We start from the raw sequence: 15,632 nt of genomic DNA on the forward strand, positions 1-15,632 counted from the left end.
TAAATTGGAAATATTAATAACAGGAGCCAATGGGTTTTTAGGTAAATCTATTGTTAAAGAATTAACTTATGGTCATAAACTAGTATGTTTATCAAGATCTTGTGGGGATTATAAAATTTCCTTAGAAATAGAAGTTCCAGAGTTTAAGCAATCATTTGATTTGATTATTCACACTGCAGGTAAAGCGCATTCTGTACCTAAAACAGAATCTGAAAGAAAGCAATTTTATGATGTAAATTTTACTGGTACTGAGAATCTGTTAAAAGGTTTGGAAAAATCAGGTGTACCCAAACAGTTTGTTTTTATCAGTTCGGTTTCTGTTTACGGGCAAGAGTATGGACTAGGGATAAATGAAGATTATAAGCTTGAAGCTAAAGATGCTTATGGTTTAAGTAAAATTCAGGCAGAAGGATTGATAGAGGAATGGTGTAAAAGGCATAATGTAATTTGTACTATTTTGCGTTTACCGTTATTGGTGGGAGAAGACCCTCCAGGGAATTTAGGTGCTATGATAAAGGCAATTGATAAAGGTTATTATTTTAATATTGGAGGAGGAAATGCTCGAAAAAGCATGGTGCTTTCAGAAGATGTCGCAACCTTTATAACAAAGGTTGCAAAGATAGGGGGTATTTATAATTTGAGTGACGGACATCATCCTAATTTTAAGGAATTGAGTGTAGTTATCTCAAAGCAAAAGAAAAAAAAAGTTCCTAATAATTTGTCTTTATTTATGGCAAAAATGATTGGATTTATTGGGGATATGTTGGGGGATAGAGCTCCAATCAATTCTGTGAAATTAAAAAAAATCACATCTGATTTGACTTTTGATGATACCAAAGCGAGAGAAGTTGCTGGTTGGAAACCACAAGGAGTTTTGGAGTATTTTGAAAGGAATGATTTTTGAATTTAGTTGGTTCATTATAACTAATATTTAAAATGTTTTAATTTGTCTGTATAATAAGTTTGAGTACTTGACTATACTTCGCCTTCGCTCCTTATAAATTTTTCGAGATCAATGCTATCAAGGTTAAGGATTTCTCGCTTTTTTTTTAAAATCTAGCTCTCGCAAAGGCGCAGAGACGCGAAGAAAACGGTTTTAAATTTTGTGCCTTAGTTGCTCTGCGAGAAAAATCAAATAACATAATGCTATTATGCTCGAGGAGAAAGGTGGGTTGTGAGTTCTCGGTTGTCTGTTTAAACGTTTATAATTGTTTAATGATTTCAGCGTTTTCCTAAATCCAACTCTCACAAAGACGCAGAGACGCAAAGAAAACGGTTTTAAATTTTGTGCCTCTCGACTGCGCTCGAAGTGACAAGTGACAAGTGAGTTGTGGGTTTTCTGTTATGGGTTCTCGATACAATTTTTAAAGCAAAAGTATTTTTTTGTAAACAAGAATTTTGGAATGCTTTAAAAATCACTCGAACTGACGGGATTTGGTTTTTTGGATTTGAGATTTTCGTTTTGCCCTGCGGCTAAAATTCCGTTTACTCACAAGTTTAAAAATGGCACACGGATGACACGGATTGAACAGATTTACACGGATTTTTATTATAGTATTAAATAAGGGAGCCGAAAATAGACGAATGAAGTGTAAGATTTTCGTTTTGCCCCGGCACTAAAGGGAGATGGGAATAGGAGGTCTAGTTGATTTTTTTTTAATAGATGAATGTGTATGTTAGAAAATAATAAAATTCCACAATTAATCAAAGGTGGGATTCATACCGATAGCAGAGGGCAGATTTCCTTTGTAAATGATATGAAATTTGATAAAATCGAACGATTTTATATCATTAGCAATTCAGCGGAAAATCCTTTGAGAGCTTGGCAAGGACATAAAATAGATAATAAATATTTTTATTGCATTCAAGGTATTGTAAAAGTACATTATGTAAAAATAGACAACTGGGAATCGCCTTCTAAAGATTTGAAAGTAGAAAGTGTTATGCTAAGTGCTACTGAAAGCAATGTTCTTCATATTCCGGAAGGCTACGCCAATGGGATTGAATCGCTGGGATTGGGATCTAAATTGATTTCTTTTTCTACATTGCCGCTTGATCGGACTTCGGAAGATGATGTGCGGTTTGATAGTGATATGTGGGATGTGAGAAGTGAGGAGTAAGAAGTGAGAAGTGAGTGGTGAGAAGTGAGTGGTGGGAAGTGCGGAGTGAATAGTTGTGAGTGGTGAGAAGTGAGGGTGAATAGTGAGAAGTGACTTTTTAAAAAAGATAAATAATTATAATATGAATATAGAACCAACTTTTATTAAAGATTTAGTTGTACTGACTCCTGACGTATTTGAAGACGAAAGGGGTTATTTTTTTGAGGCTTACAACAAAAACAAATTTAGTGGGCTGGGAATCGATATTGAATTTGTGCAGGATAACCAATCCTTTTCACAAAGAGGAACTTTAAGGGGTTTGCATTACCAGAATCCGCCTTTTGCTCAAACCAAATTGGTGTGCGTATTGCAAGGGGAGATTATGGATGTGGCAGTTGATTTGCGAAAAGATTCGCCTACCTATGGGAAGCATTTTGGAATCAGATTAACGGCTGAAAATAAAAAGCAAATATTTGTGCCTCAGGGTTTTGCTCATGGTTTTTCGGTATTGAGTGAAACGGCAGTGGTGCTGTACAAATGCGATCAGTTTTATAACAAAGCCAGTGAAGGAGGTATTCGTTTTGATGACGAAACTTTGAATATCGATTGGGGAATGGATTTGAAGGATGCGATTGTGTCTGAAAAGGATTTGGTTTTGCCTGGTTTTGGTAATTGTAATAGTGAGTTTTAAGTTATGGGTTATGAGTTGTCAGTTTTTGGTTAGAATTTGAATCTTGAATATCTGAGACTATTCAGCAGCATTCATAACAGACTAAATAGAGAAGAGGATGAGTGTCCTTTTTTTGTTTTTATAAGTTTATTGGATTTGTGAATTAAAGTAATTGTATTGTCCGACACACGATTTTGGTTGTTTTTTGTATTGTTTAAATTACAAAAATAGATGTTTTTTGTAATGTGTAGTAAACAAAATAAGTGATGTCTGCTTAATGGACAGTCATGTTAATTAAAATAGAATGAAAAAAATACTAGTTACGGGTGCCAATGGGCAATTGGGTTCGGAGTTGAATGTTTTGTCAAAAAACTATAGACAATTCGAATGGGTTTTTACAGATAGAGATGAGCTGGATTTGTGCAATTTAGATAATTTAGTTTCTGAAATATCCAGAATCAATCCACAAATTATTATTAATTGTGCTGCTCATACTGCTGTGGATCGAGCTGAATCAGAATTTGAATTGTCGGATGTTTTGAATCATAAAGCTGTTGCTGTGATGGCGAAATGGAGCAATGATAACGATTGCGAATTGATCCATATTTCCACCGATTATGTTTTTGACGGTACTGCCGCTACGGCATTAACCGAATCGGCACCAACTGCTCCTATTAATGTATATGGACAAACTAAATTGGCTGGAGAAAAAGCCTGCATCGAAGAAAATCCATCTTCTATAATCATCAGAACCTCTTGGGTGTATTCGAGTTTTGGGGCTAATTTTGTAAAGACCATGTCCCGATTGATGCAAGAAAGAGATTCTTTAAGTGTAGTCAATGATCAAATAGGCAGTCCAACCTATGCAGCCGATTTGGCTCAGGCTATTATGACTATTATTACTCATGAGCAATGGCAAGCCGGAATCTATCATTTTTCGAATGAAGGGGAAATCAGTTGGTACGAATTTGCTTTGGCAATTCAGCAAATTGGTGGTTTTGATTGTGCTATTAGCGGAATTCCATCTTCAGCATATCCAACACCAGCAAAACGTCCACAATATTCTTTATTAGACAAAACCAAGATAAAAGAAATTTTTGGTGTTGTTGTTCCGGAATATAGGGAGAGTTTGGTGAAGTGTATGGAACAACTAATTAATACGAATTTGAAACGAATTTAACGAATTCTACTAATGGATAAAATAATTTATAAGGAAGAAAGCTTTAAAATTATTGGAGCTTGTATGAAAGTACATCGTTCATTAGGAGCAGGATTTTTGGAGGCAGTTTATGAGGAAGCGTTGGAGAAAGAATTTTTAACACAAAATATTCCTTTTAAAAGACAGCTAAAATTGGATTTATATTATGAAAAGGAGAAATTGAATAAACACTATAGAGCAGACTTTATTTGCTATGATAGTATTATTTTAGAAATAAAAGCTGTGCAGTATATTCCAGATACGTTCTATGCACAGTTGAGAAATTATTTAAAATGTAGGACTATGGAATTGGGTATGCTAATCAATTTTTGTATGCCATCATTAAATTATAAAAGAATAATTAATTTGAAAAATTTGGATTAATTCGTAAAATTAGAATAACTATGAAAGGAATTATACTTGCCGGAGGATCTGGTACCCGATTGCACCCATTAACACTTGCGATGAGTAAGCAAATGATGCCTGTATATGATAAACCGATGATTTATTATCCGTTATCGACTTTGATGATGGCGGGAATTCATGAAATATTGATTATCTCAACTCCACACGATTTACCTAACTTTAAAAAACTATTGGGAGATGGATCGGCAATTGGTTGTCAGTTCAGTTATGCGGAGCAAGCGATTCCGAATGGGTTGGCACAGGCTTTTGTGATTGGAGAGGAATTTATTGGTTCGGATTCTGTGGCGCTGGTTTTGGGGGATAATATTTTCTTTGGAGCTAATATGCATGAATTGTTGCAATCGAATACCAATCCTGAAGGTGGAGTCGTTTTTGCTTATCATGTTTCGGATCCGGAACGCTATGGTGTTGTTGAGTTTGATAAAGAATTGAAAGCGCTTTCTATTGAAGAGAAGCCTTTGGAACCCAAATCAAATTATGCAGTTCCCGGATTGTACTTTTATGATAATTCGGTGGTAGAAATTGCCAAGAATATTAAACCGAGTGCCAGAGGTGAATATGAAATTACCGATGTGAATAAAGTGTATTTGGAGCAAGGCAAATTAAAAGTTGGAATTTTAAGCAGAGGTACCGCTTGGCTGGATACAGGGACTTTTAACAGTCTTATGCAAGCTGGACAATTTGTTCAGGTTTTAGAAGAACGTCAAGGGTTGAAAGTCGGCTGTATCGAAGAAATTGCGTGGAGGCAGGGTTTTATAACTGAACAGCAGTTGAGAGATTTAGCAGAGCCATTGAAGAAATCCGGTTATGGAGAATATCTGTTGGGACTTTTGAAACATAAACTGTAGTTTTTTCGGTTTTGAGTTTTCGGTTTTGAGCTAGTTGAGAATAGAGAATGGTGAATGGTGAACCGAGAGCAGAAGGCAGAGAACAGAAGGCAGAAAATAGAAAACAGAGAGCAGAGAACAGAAAAACGCAAGACAGACAACCCATAAACCACAACTCATAACTCCCTATATGATTTACATTGCATTATTTTTTTTATTCATCGGTATTGAATTGATTTATTTCAAGATTGCCGATCATTACAATATTATCGACAAGCCCAATAGTCGTTCTTCACACACATCAATTACTTTGCGTGGAGGGGGGATTATTTTTCCAATCGCTATTTTAATTGCTGGTTTTTTGGGATATGTTTCTTGGGCAGTGGTGTTAGCGGTAGTTTTAGTCGCTACTATTAGTTTTATAGATGACATAAAGCCCTTGTCACAGTTGCCTAGATTTGCTTCACATGCCATAGCGATTGGGTTAGTTTTTTATGATTTGAATTTGTTTACTCAAGCCATTTGGATTTTGCCGATTGTTTTTATTTTGCTGATCGGTTGGGTTAATGCGTTTAATTTTATGGATGGTATCAACGGCATAACTGTGTTGTATGCGTTTGTCGCTATCGTTAGTTTTTCTTTTTTAGACATAAATAAAGCGAGTCTCCCATTATTAATCACTATGGGATTGTCCTGTTGTGCTTTTGGAATTTTCAATGTCAGAAAAAAAGCCAAAACATTTGCAGGTGATGTTGGAAGTATCAGTATGGCTTTGTTTTTGGGCTATTTTATGATCAAAACGATTTTGTTGACTGGTCAAATTGGGTATCTGCTTTTTTTGTCGGTTTATGGCATTGATGCGGTTCTCACTATTTTTAACCGGATCAAAAAGAAAGAAAATATTCTGGAACCGCATCGATCCCATTTGTATCAATATTTGGCCAATGAATTAGGTTATTCTCATATTGTAGTATCATTATGGTATGCAGGGATTCAATTGATTATAAATGCAGGGCTAATTTATTTGGAAAGAATAGGGGAATTGTCACTTCCGGTTGTTTTTTCTTCTTTATTCCTTCAAATCATGGTTTATTTATGGATTAGAAATAGGGTTGTTCAAAACATTAATTTGGAAAAAACTACAATTACTTGTAAGTAAAAAAGAGTATATTCTTTTGCCTAAAATACTATTCACTTGAAACCAATTATTAAGCGATTTTTCGATATCTCATTTTCGTTTTTTACACTTTTATTGTTTTTTTGGTTAATCTTTTTGACTTGGTTTTTAGCAATGATAGATACCCGCAGTAATGGTATTTTTACTCAAGAGCGTATAGGTCAATTTGGAAAAGGGTTTAAAATTTACAAATTACGAACTATTCAAATTGCTACCAATACCGGGACGCTTCAAATTTCCAGAATTGGCAGATTCCTTCGAAATTATAAACTGGATGAGTTACCACAACTTATTAATGTTTTGAAAGGGGAGATGAGTGTCGTTGGACCTAGGCCTGACATTGTAGGCTATTATGATTTATTGGAAGGCGAAAATCGGAAGATTCTCGAATTAAAACCAGGTTTAACAAGCTTGGCTTCTTTGAAATATTATAATGAAGATGAGTTATTGGAAAAGCAAGTTTCTCCTTTAGAATATAATGATAAAATTATTTTCCCCGATAAAGTGAAACTGAATTTAGAGTATTATTATAATCAAAGTTTTTCAGGTGACTTGAAAGTTATCTTGGCTACTTTTAAATTAATGTTTTACAGATAAAGCAGAACTACGAATAATCATAAGAAAAGCAATTTTTCAGATAAAAAAATGTTTGAAGAACAAAAGATAGTAAACTCAAAAACAATTCTTTAATACCTTGTTTTTTTGTTTTTATTTGTAAACCATTTTTTATGTCCTGTTAATTCATTTCCATACAGATAATATTTTGTATTTTTGTTAACAATCTTCGTTTCTTTAGAAATTTAAATACCGTAAAAATGAATGAAAATTCTCTATATTCTGGATTTTTTTCAAGAGACAATTTAAAATTAAGCATTCGTAATTTAAGCTATCTTCCAAGATGGATTATAGTTATGATTGATTTTTCAGTTTTAATTGTTGCCTTTTTCTTTACCCTCCTTATTTTTAGAGGTACAGGTTTGAAATATATCAACACTACGCATGATGTATTGTTTATATGTTCTTTTTTTGGATTTAATATTTTCTTTTTTTGGTTGTTTAGAACCTATTCAGGAATTATTAGACACTCTTCTTACATAGATGCAGTAAAACTTTTGTTTTCACAAATGGCAGTTTTGGTTGTGTTTTTGGTTTTTAATTTTGCTTATGAATTATTGTATAATGAAAGAATATTCTTAACTACTGCTCTTTTCATCAATGTGGTGCTTTCTTTTTGCGGATTGTTTTTATATCGTGTTGTAGTCAAGCAAACTTTTGAAATGTATCTTTCCGAGAAAAGTGCAACCAAATTAATACGAACCATCATTTATGGAACCGATGCCAATGCCATTTCGGTGGCCAATGCCTTGAAGTTTGAAACTCCTACTCGTTTTAAAATTGTTGGTTTTGTTGACAGAAACAATCAAAATGCTTCCAAAAGGATGTTGGATTTACCCATATTGGTTCAGAAGAAAAAACTACCTTCTCTGATGCGTTCTGTAGGGGCTGAGGCTGTAATTATGGCCGATAAAAGTTTGGGAAAAGAAGAACAATTGATTATTGTAGATCAATGTTTGGAATTTAATTATAGAGTTTATACCGTGCCTTTGATTACTGACTGGGAAAATCAGAAGGAGATTTCACAAAAGGTAAAGAATATTCAAATTGAAGATTTATTGGAAAGAAAACCGATAGTCTTGGATAATAAATCCATTTCAAAACAGTTGAAAGATAAAACGGTTTTAATCTCAGGAGCAGCGGGTTCTATAGGGAGTGAAATTGTAAGACAGGTTTTGACATTCAATCCTAAAAGAGTGATTATTTTAGATCAAGCAGAAACACCTTTGCATCATTTAAGTCTTGAATTAGAAAAAATACATTCGAAATCAAAAATTCACAATGTTATTGCCGATGTTAGGAATAAGGAAGCAATGAATAGGGTTTTTAAATTATACAAACCCCAAGTAGTATATCATGCTGCAGCTTATAAGCATGTGCCCTTAATGGAGGAAAATCCATCGCAAGCAATTTTGACCAATATAGAAGGTACAAAGCATTTGGCAGATTTGGCTTGTGAACATGAAGTAATAAAATTTGTTATGGTCTCTACCGACAAAGCGGTTAATCCTAGTAATGTTATGGGAGCCAGCAAAAGAATTGCGGAAAAATACGTGCAATCTTTGCAAATAAAAAACCAAAGAGAGAATAGGCCTAACGCCACTAAATTCATTACCACTCGTTTTGGAAATGTTTTGGGTTCAAATGGATCTGTGGTTCCATTGTTTACCAAGCAAATTGCCAACGGTGGCCCTGTTACCATTACCCATCCTGATATTATTCGTTATTTTATGACCATACCAGAAGCCTGTCAGTTGGTTCTAGAAGCCGGTGCCATGGGGAATGGAGGGGAGATTTATATTTTTGACATGGGTAAACCTGTTAGGATTTTGGATTTAGCCAAAAAGATGATAAAATTGGCTGGATTTATACCTGATAGAGATATTAAGATTGAGATAGTAGGATTACGACCTGGAGAAAAATTATATGAGGAGTTGTTAAACGATACCGCAAAGACAATACCTACTTACCATGAAAAAATCATGATTGCTGAAGAGATTCAAGATGAATTTGAAAATTTGCATGTTGATATTAATGAATTGATAGGAATTGCCAATTTCTTTGACAATGATGATATTGTTGCCAAGATGAAAGTAATTGTTCCTGAGTTTAAGAGTATGAATTCAACTTTTGAAATTTTGGATAAGTAAGTATAACTAAAATAAATATAGAAAAGGTTTACAAGAGATGTTCTTGTAAACCTTTTTTGATTACGATGGAATTTGTTTTGATAATCAACATTCCTATATGTAACGATTATTTTTTTAATAATCATTTTGAATAAAAAGATGCTAGGTCTTTACGATAGAAAAAGATTAAAATTTAAAATGAGCAAAATGATTATTCCTGAATTTTAAGAATTAATAAATTACTATAAGAAAAAGTAGATATAATTATTTTTATCTAATGAAGAGGTCTTTTTTTTCCTTGAATTCTGAATCATAGAGTCTTAAAGACTTAGTAACTTTGCAATTTAATCTGATTACTATTATCATTTAAATCAAAGACAATTTAAATAATGATTGTTGCTATTAGCCCCCCAATAAATGAACACGAGAAATACCACAAATAACGATTGGCTGTTTGAAATAACACCCAAGAATAAATTCTTCTCTTTGAATCTCAAAGAGGTTTGGCAATACCGTGATTTACTATTTTTATTTGTTAAAAGAGATATTGTTACCGTTTATAAGCAAACTGTCTTGGGTCCACTTTGGTACTTGATTCAGCCGTTGTTTACTTCTATTACGTTTACGATTATTTTTAATACTGTGGCAGGAATCGGTACCGGAACTGTACCACCGTTTTTGTTTAATTTGGCAGGAATTACCGTTTGGAATTATTTCACTGCCTGTCTCACGGGGACTTCGGATACCTTCAGGAGTAATGCCAGTATATTTGGGAAAGTGTATTTTCCAAGAATCATAGTTCCTATTTCTATAGTAATTTCAAATTTGTTGAAGTTTGGTATACAATGCGGAATCTTTATTGTTTTTTACCTGTTTTATTATTTTCAAGGAGCTGATATTAGTTTAAACCCAAGTGTTTTGTTATTTCCTGTATTGATTGTAATAATGGGAGTTTTAGGACTTGGATTAGGAATGTTTATCTCATCATTAGTAACAAAGTATAGAGATTTTAATTATTTGATAGGTTTTGGAGTTCAGTTGTTGATGTATCTCTCGGCGGTGATGTATCCAATGGAACTAATCAAGCAAAAGCTTCCAAGCTATGGCTGGTTGGTAGAATACAATCCGTTGGCTTATCTTATTGAAACTGCTCGTTACATGCTATTGGGTGTTGGCGAAATTTCAGTTTTAGGGCTAGGTTACACTTTGTTAGTTACTATTGGAGTTTTTTTTATAGGACTTTTAGTTTTTAATAAAACCGAAAAGAGTTTTATTGATACGGTTTAACCCCCTAACCCCCTTAATGGGGAATTGGATTGCGAATAAGAAACTCTTACCCTTGAAGAGCAAATTGAATTAATAATAATGAGTAAAGATATTATATTAAAAGCCGAAAATATTTCTAAGCAATACCGCCTTGGGCAGGTAGGTACTGGCACACTCAGCCATGACCTAAACCGTTGGTGGCATCAAATTCGAGGGAAGGAAGATCCGTATTTAAAAATTGGGGAGGCCAATGACCGCAGTACTAAAGGAACCAGCGAGTATGTTTGGGCTTTGCAAGATATTAATTTTGAGGTTGAGCGTGGTGAAGTTCTTGGAATCATTGGCAAGAACGGAGCCGGAAAATCCACCTTATTGAAAATATTATCTAAAGTTACAGCTCCTACTACAGGAAGTATCAAGTCCCGCGGTCGTATAGCTTCACTGCTTGAAGTGGGAACTGGATTTAATCCAGAGTTAACCGGTAAAGAAAACATATTCCTGAATGGTGCGATTCTGGGAATGACCAAAAAAGAAATAGCCTCCAAGCTTGATGAGATTGTCGAGTTCTCAGGTTGTGAGCGCTACATAGATACTCCTGTCAAACGTTACAGTAGTGGTATGACAGTGCGTTTGGCTTTTGCCGTAGCTGCTTTCCTGGAACCTGAAATTTTGGTGATTGATGAGGTATTGGCCGTAGGTGATGCCGAGTTCCAGAAAAAAGCCATTGGAAAGATGCAGGATATATCCCGTGAAGGAGGTAGAACTGTTTTGTTTGTGAGTCATAATATTTTAGCGGTTAAGTCACTTTGTAAAACAGGCATATTGATGGAGTATGGAAAAATAATCAAAAAAGGAGGTATTAACGAGGTAGTTGATTTATATTTATCAAAATCAAATGAATTAATTACATCAGCTGTCTCTATTGAATCTCGATCAAATGGGTTTATAGTTCATTCCATTAGTGTGTCGAACAATGGTATAGATGGAAATTTTGACATTGCAGAAGACTTAGTGTTTAGTATAAATATAACAAGTGAGCGATTAATTGAAGCAATCAATATAAACATTTTTATAAACACAATAGAAGGGATGTCTATTTTTGCAACCTGCTCTCCAGAAAAAAGACAAGAGATAGGAATGTTTAAATACGAATGTATTATTCCTAAAAACACATTAAATGACATCTTTTATAATGTGGACTTGATGGTAGTAGAAAATGGGCCAAAAATCTTATTTGATTTGAAAGAGCTTATGACCATTGAAGGGATAGAAAGTAAAAGAGAAGGGGCTTGGTTAGATAAATTTCCTGGTTTAATACGTCCGCAATATTTTGAGTGGACCAAAACAAAAATAGAAAATGAGTGATTTTAAAAAAGCATTGGATAAAAAAATAATCCATTCTTTAAAAAATAATTACGGAATTGAAAATTATGATGAATACAGATTTGGAAAATATCCTGTAAGCAATAATGATGCTATACCTGTAAAAGTTAAAAAGCCAATAAACCTAAGTAAAGAATTAAAAAAAGCAGTTAAAAAGATCATTGGCTATGACCCTTATGTAAATATCTATTTAGCAAATGCACATAATCTTATGGCTCCTTATGCTGATCATATTAAAAAAATATGGAATAATATCAGCACAAATGACAGAGAACTTTTGGTTAGTTTAATAGCGTATAAAATTTTGGGATATAAAAAGGTAAAATTACCTCGTAATAATTCATCCTATTGGGAAGCAATTAAAACCGCCAAGACACTATCTAATCCAAAGGATACTTACGACCCGCATTTTATGCATTTTATTTTAGAAAAGTTTGATTTAAAGCCGATTGGTTTTGATGTGAATTTTTACTTCTCAGAAATAGGAATAGCAATTGATTATATAATAGAACAATATACTTATAAAGTTAATAACAAAAGTATTGTTGCAGTAGAAAGTGGCGATACCGTATTAGATATTGGAGGGTGTTGGGGGGACACTGCTTTGTATTTTGCAAGTAAAACAGGTGAAAATGGAAAAGTTTATTCTTTTGAATTTATTCCTGATAACATTAAACTGTTTAAGATTAATACCTCTTTAAATCCAATCTTAGAATCTCAGATAGAGTTAGTGCCAAATCCAGTTTCTAATATTTCTAACCAAACTATTTATTTCAAAGATTATGGGCCTGGAAGTAGAGTAGAATTTGAGCCTTTTGAAGCTCAAACAGGAACTGCAGCAACAATTTCTATTGATGATTTTGTAAAGTCAAATACTATTAATGCCATTGATTTTATAAAAATGGATATAGAAGGAGCAGAATCTTTAGCACTTGAAGGCACTTTAGAAACGATAAAAAGATTCAGACCTAAATTAGCCATTGCTATTTATCATAGTATGGATGATTTTTTTAATATACCTTATTGGATTTTAAATTTAGATTTAGATTATGAAATTTTTATAGGGCATTATACTATTCATGCTGAAGAAACTATCTGTTTTGCCAAACCAAGAAACAAAGCCTAATGATAAACGTAACCAAAACTTTTTTGCCCCCCATTGAAGAATATAACAAGCAGATACAAAGAGCTTGGGATAATCAATGGCTGACTAATAGGGGAGAGTTAGTTTTGGAACTGGAACAAAAATTAAAAAACCATTTGCAAGTTTCGAATATTATTGTTACTAATAATGGTACAGTGCCGCTTCAGATTGCTTTAAAATTATTAGGTGAAGGCGGCGAAATTATAACTACACCTTTTTCCTATGTGGCGACTACAGCAGCAATTGTATGGGAAAATTGCACACCCGTTTTTGTAGATATTCATCCAGAATATTTAACGATTGATGAAACAAAAATTGAGGAAGCGATTACGAACAAAACAACGGCTATTTTAGCCACGCATGTTTTTGGAAATCCATGTAATGTTGAGGCTATTGAAAAAATTGCAGAAAAATATAATTTAAAAGTAATTTATGATGCCGCTCATGCCTTTGGAGTAACTTATAAAGAGAAATCAATTTTCGACTTTGGAGATATAAGTACTTGTAGTTTTCATGCTACAAAATTATTTCATACTGGAGAAGGTGGAGCAATGTTTAGCAATGACAAAACTTTACAGCATCAAATGTTTTATAGTCACTCTTTTGGACATATTGGACCTGTAAATTATTATGGAGTAGGAATAAATGGTAAGTTATCCGAATTGCAGGCTGCAATGGGATTAGCCCTTTTGCCTTGCATGGAAGAAATAATTATTGAAAGAAAAAAAGTGGTTGATTTTTATAATGAAAATCTTGATTTATCGAAAATTAATACTTTGAAAATAAGAGAAAATACGGATTGGAATTTCAGTTATTATTCCGTTATTTTTAAAACTGAAGGACAGCTTTTAACAGTAGAAAAAGAATTAAACGACAGTCAAATTTATCCAAGACGTTATTTTTATCCTTCCTTGAATACAATAGATTATGCAAAAGGACAATCGATGCCTATTTCGGAAAGTATTGCTTCAAGGATTATGTGTCTGCCTTTGTATGTTGGGTTAACGACATTTGAATTAAAAAAAATAGTATCATTAATTAATGTCAATCTGTAATGAAAGTGGCAATAATGCAACCTTATTTTTTGCCTTACATTGGGTATTTTCAGTTAATAAATGCGGTGGATGTTTTTGTGATTTATGATAATATAGAATTCACAAAAAAAGGATGGATAAATAGAAATAGAATTTTGGTAAATGGTAAGGATGATTATTTTACATTACCACTAAAAAAAGCTTCTGATTTTTTGAATGTCAATCAAAGAGAATTATCAGAGTCATATCATAAAGACAGCATTAAAATACTTTCCAAAATTGCTGAATTATATAAAAAAGCACCGCAATATAATGAGGTCTTTCCTTTGATTGAGAAAGTTTTTATGTTTGAAAATCAGAATTTATTCGATTTTATTTTCAATTCGTTAAAAATATTTTGTAATTATTTAGAAATAAAAACAAATTTTGTGGTTTCTTCGTCTGTTTTGATAGACCATTCTTTAAAGTCACAGAATAAAGTTATTGCTATCTGCAAACAATTACAAGCAACAAACTACATTAATGCAATTGGAGGTCAAGAATTATATGATAAAGAGATGTTTGAAAAAAATAAAATTGAACTCAACTTTATTAAAACCGATCCCATAAAATATAAACAATTCGACAATGATTTCATACCTTGGCTTTCTATTATTGATGTCATAATGTTTAATTCCCTTGAAGAGTCTAAACTGCTATTAAATAAATACAAATTAGTATGGAAGGTATAGGAGGATATTTTGAATTAGAATTAAATAAAAACGAAGAATATCATCAAAAAGCCATTCGGTTGAATACAGGACGAAATGCTTTTGAATATATTTTACTTGCTAATTCATATAGCAAGGTTTATTTGCCATTTTTTACTTGTGATGTTTTATTGGAACCATTAAAAGAGCATCAAATTGAATATGAATTTTATTATATAGATGAAAGCTTTGAACCATTATTTGATTATAATTTGATAAATGAGAATGAAGCATTTTTATATACAAATTATTTTGGGTTGAAAGACTCTTTTATCGTCCAATTGGTTAATTATTGCCAAAATTTAATCGTGGATTCTGCTCAATCTTTTTATTCAAAACCGATAGATAAAGTAGATACATTCTACTCGCCAAGAAAATTTTTTGGAGTTCCAGATGGAGCATATTTGTATATTGGAAAAAAACTTGATATTTCTTTTGAAAAAGATAAATCATTTGATAGGTGTTCTCATTTGCTTAAGCGTATAGATTGTAGTGCTGAAATTGGATATGAAGATTTTGTACATAACGATGCAAGTTTGAATAATCAAGATATTAAGGAAATGTCTTCATTGACAGAATCATTATTATCTACTATAGATTATAAATGGTGTGCCGAGAAAAGAAAAGAAAATTTTAACTTTCTTCATCATAAATTACAAAAAACTAATAAATTAAAGATCACTTTGCCTCTGATTGGAGTACCGATGGTTTATCCTTACTGGAGTGATGACGATAGATTGAAACAGAAATTATTAGATAATAAAGTTTATACTGCTACTTATTGGGCTAATGTTCTTGAATGGAGTGGAGAAGATTCTTTAGAATATCAAATGACAAAACAAATTATCTATTTGCCAATTGATCAAAGGTATGATGAAATAGATTTAAAAAGGATTGTTGATTTATTGTTGTAAT

General features: G+C 32.9%; 15 protein-coding genes. All 15 read left to right on the forward strand.

The features are described 5' to 3' along the window. Nucleotides 1–4: 4 nt before the first annotated feature. The 15 genes from C8C85_RS11725 (at nt 5) to C8C85_RS11795 (ending at nt 15,631) form a co-directional block, all read left to right on the forward strand. Nucleotides 5–904 (forward strand): NAD-dependent epimerase/dehydratase family protein, encoded by a 900-nt coding sequence (locus C8C85_RS11725; RefSeq protein ID WP_116797224.1) that lies wholly within the window; start codon nt 5–7, stop codon nt 902–904. Nucleotides 905–1,673: 769 nt separating this feature from the next. Then, the gene (locus tag C8C85_RS11730; RefSeq protein ID WP_116797225.1) at nt 1,674–2,120 is read left to right on the forward strand and encodes a dTDP-4-dehydrorhamnose 3,5-epimerase family protein; all 447 of its coding nucleotides are present in this window, start codon (nt 1,674–1,676) and stop codon (nt 2,118–2,120) included. A gap of 121 nt (nt 2,121–2,241) precedes the next feature. Continuing rightward, nucleotides 2,242–2,790, forward strand: coding sequence for a dTDP-4-dehydrorhamnose 3,5-epimerase (gene rfbC, locus C8C85_RS11735; RefSeq protein WP_116797226.1), 549 nt, complete (start codon nt 2,242–2,244; stop codon nt 2,788–2,790). 283 nt (nt 2,791–3,073) lie between these two features. Further along, nucleotides 3,074–3,949 carry a dTDP-4-dehydrorhamnose reductase gene (gene rfbD, locus C8C85_RS11740; protein ID WP_116797227.1) on the forward strand — a complete coding sequence of 292 codons (876 nt, stop codon included), beginning with the start codon at nt 3,074–3,076 and terminating at the stop codon, nt 3,947–3,949. 12 nt (nt 3,950–3,961) lie between these two features. Next, a complete protein-coding gene (locus C8C85_RS11745; protein WP_116797228.1) occupies nt 3,962–4,351 on the forward strand; it encodes a GxxExxY protein in 390 nt (129 codons plus the stop codon). 20 nt (nt 4,352–4,371) lie between these two features. Then, entirely contained in the window at nt 4,372–5,241 is an 870-nt protein-coding gene (gene rfbA / locus C8C85_RS11750) for a glucose-1-phosphate thymidylyltransferase RfbA (protein ID WP_116797229.1), read from the forward strand. 169 nt (nt 5,242–5,410) lie between these two features. Next, complete coding sequence (locus C8C85_RS11755) at nt 5,411–6,379, forward strand: UDP-GlcNAc--UDP-phosphate GlcNAc-1-phosphate transferase (protein WP_116797230.1); 969 nt, start codon at nt 5,411–5,413, stop codon at nt 6,377–6,379. Between the two features lie 36 nt (nt 6,380–6,415). Further along, complete coding sequence (locus tag C8C85_RS11760) at nt 6,416–6,994, forward strand: sugar transferase (protein WP_410501040.1); 579 nt, start codon at nt 6,416–6,418, stop codon at nt 6,992–6,994. A gap of 218 nt (nt 6,995–7,212) precedes the next feature. Beyond that, a complete protein-coding gene (locus C8C85_RS11765) occupies nt 7,213–9,162 on the forward strand; it encodes a polysaccharide biosynthesis protein (protein ID WP_116797231.1) in 1,950 nt (649 codons plus the stop codon). A 396-nt stretch (nt 9,163–9,558) separates the two neighbouring features. Continuing rightward, nucleotides 9,559–10,428 carry an ABC transporter permease gene (locus C8C85_RS11770; RefSeq protein WP_116797232.1) on the forward strand — a complete coding sequence of 290 codons (870 nt, stop codon included), beginning with the start codon at nt 9,559–9,561 and terminating at the stop codon, nt 10,426–10,428. Nucleotides 10,429–10,506: 78 nt separating this feature from the next. Then, a complete protein-coding gene (locus C8C85_RS11775; protein WP_116797233.1) occupies nt 10,507–11,772 on the forward strand; it encodes an ABC transporter ATP-binding protein in 1,266 nt (421 codons plus the stop codon). Then, on the forward strand, nt 11,765–12,916 hold the full coding sequence (locus C8C85_RS11780) for an FkbM family methyltransferase (RefSeq protein WP_116797234.1): 1,152 nt from the start codon (nt 11,765–11,767) through the stop codon (nt 12,914–12,916). Before C8C85_RS11775 ends, C8C85_RS11780 begins: the two co-directional genes overlap by 8 nt. Next, nucleotides 12,916–13,989: a DegT/DnrJ/EryC1/StrS family aminotransferase gene (locus tag C8C85_RS11785; RefSeq protein ID WP_116797235.1), complete on the forward strand. Its 1,074-nt coding sequence runs from the start codon at nt 12,916–12,918 to the stop codon at nt 13,987–13,989. The genes C8C85_RS11780 and C8C85_RS11785 overlap by 1 nt, the downstream gene beginning before the upstream one ends. Next, nucleotides 13,989–14,699, forward strand: coding sequence for a WbqC family protein (locus C8C85_RS11790; RefSeq protein ID WP_116797236.1), 711 nt, complete (start codon nt 13,989–13,991; stop codon nt 14,697–14,699). The genes C8C85_RS11785 and C8C85_RS11790 overlap by 1 nt, the downstream gene beginning before the upstream one ends. Next, entirely contained in the window at nt 14,687–15,631 is a 945-nt protein-coding gene (locus C8C85_RS11795) for a hypothetical protein (protein ID WP_116797237.1), read from the forward strand. Before C8C85_RS11790 ends, C8C85_RS11795 begins: the two co-directional genes overlap by 13 nt. The last annotated feature ends 1 nt before the right edge of the window (nt 15,632 follow it).

The sequence above is a fragment of the Flavobacterium sp. 103 genome, assembly GCF_003096795.1.
Taxonomy (GTDB): Bacteria; Bacteroidota; Bacteroidia; order Flavobacteriales; family Flavobacteriaceae; genus Flavobacterium.

Coding starts and splice junctions, on each gene's coding strand:
- C8C85_RS11795 (WP_116797237.1), top strand. CDS start 14,687: ATGGAAGGTATAGGAGGATATTTTGAATTAGAATTAAATAAAAACGAA.
- C8C85_RS11770 (WP_116797232.1), top strand. CDS start 9,559: ATGAACACGAGAAATACCACAAATAACGATTGGCTGTTTGAAATAACA.
- rfbD (WP_116797227.1), top strand. CDS start 3,074: ATGAAAAAAATACTAGTTACGGGTGCCAATGGGCAATTGGGTTCGGAG.
- C8C85_RS11730 (WP_116797225.1), top strand. CDS start 1,674: ATGTTAGAAAATAATAAAATTCCACAATTAATCAAAGGTGGGATTCAT.
- C8C85_RS11755 (WP_116797230.1), top strand. CDS start 5,411: ATGATTTACATTGCATTATTTTTTTTATTCATCGGTATTGAATTGATT.
- C8C85_RS11745 (WP_116797228.1), top strand. CDS start 3,962: ATGGATAAAATAATTTATAAGGAAGAAAGCTTTAAAATTATTGGAGCT.
- C8C85_RS11765 (WP_116797231.1), top strand. CDS start 7,213: ATGAATGAAAATTCTCTATATTCTGGATTTTTTTCAAGAGACAATTTA.
- C8C85_RS11790 (WP_116797236.1), top strand. CDS start 13,989: ATGAAAGTGGCAATAATGCAACCTTATTTTTTGCCTTACATTGGGTAT.
- C8C85_RS11780 (WP_116797234.1), top strand. CDS start 11,765: ATGAGTGATTTTAAAAAAGCATTGGATAAAAAAATAATCCATTCTTTA.
- C8C85_RS11785 (WP_116797235.1), top strand. CDS start 12,916: ATGATAAACGTAACCAAAACTTTTTTGCCCCCCATTGAAGAATATAAC.
- rfbA (WP_116797229.1), top strand. CDS start 4,372: ATGAAAGGAATTATACTTGCCGGAGGATCTGGTACCCGATTGCACCCA.
- rfbC (WP_116797226.1), top strand. CDS start 2,242: ATGAATATAGAACCAACTTTTATTAAAGATTTAGTTGTACTGACTCCT.
- C8C85_RS11775 (WP_116797233.1), top strand. CDS start 10,507: ATGAGTAAAGATATTATATTAAAAGCCGAAAATATTTCTAAGCAATAC.